This is a genomic window from Streptomyces sp. LS1784, assembly GCF_020103755.1.
GTDB lineage: Bacteria > Actinomycetota > Actinomycetes > Streptomycetales > Streptomycetaceae > Kitasatospora.
Window position 1 is genome coordinate 1 of the sequence record NZ_JAHSQD010001160.1, and the last position, 914, is coordinate 914.

General features: G+C 74.9%; 1 protein-coding gene. It reads right to left on the reverse strand.

The genetic code is table 11. The annotated features are described in order from the left end of the window. A partial coding sequence (locus KS423_RS46295) for a glycosyltransferase family 39 protein (RefSeq protein WP_224285634.1) occupies nucleotides 1-898 on the reverse strand: 898 nt, incomplete at its 3' end. Nucleotides 899-914: the final 16 nt, after the last annotated feature.

The window sequence follows — 914 nt, forward strand, 5'->3', positions numbered from 1 at the left end:
CGCCGCCGGGCGCCGCGCCGCCGCCCGGCAGGTCGAGCCCGGCCGGCATCCGGCCGCCGCCGCCCACACTGCCGCGCTCGTTGCCGTCCACCCGGCCGAGGCCGTTGTAGCCGAAGGTGAGCGAGAGGAAGCTGTTGTCCTGCGAGCCGCCGATGTACGGGCGGGCCGAGGCCGGCATCAGCTCGACGATCGCCACCCACCAGCCGCCCGAGACCAGCAGCGCCACGCCCGCGAGCAGGGTCTGCCGTACCCGCCGCCAGAACCCGGTGGGTGCCGCGACCAGGTAGATCACCGCGAAGGCGGGCAGGATCAGGAAGGCCGCCAGGGTCTTGGTGAGGAAGGCGAGGCCGAACATCACCCCGGTGAACAGCAGCCACCGGGTGCCCGCCGCCTCGACCGCCCGCACCAGCCCGTACGCGGCCAGCGTCAGCAGCAGCACCAGCAGTGCGTCCGGGTTGTTGAAGCGGAACATCAGCGCCGCGACGGGGGTGAGCGCCAGCGCGGCGCCCGCCAGCAGGCCGCCGAGCGGGGAGAAGCGGCGGCGCACCGTCGCGTACAGCACGCCGACGGTGGCCGCGCCCATCAGTGCCTGCGGGGCCAGCACCGACCAGGAGGAGAGGCCGAAGATCCGCGCCGAGAGCGCCATCGGCCACAGCGCGGCCGGGGGCTTGTCGACGGTGATGAAGTTCGCGGCGTCCGAGGAGCCGAAGAAGAAGGCCTTCCAGCTCTGGGAGCCGGCCTGCACGGCGGCCGAGTAGAAGGAGTTGGCCCAACCGGAGGCGCTCAGGCCCCACAGGTAGAGGACGGCGGTCGCGGCCAGCAGCGCCAGCAGGGCCGGGCGCACCCAGGCCGGGTCGTCCGCGCGCCCGCGCCAGGCGCGGGCGGGGAGGGTCCGCAGCCGGCCGGACCAGGAG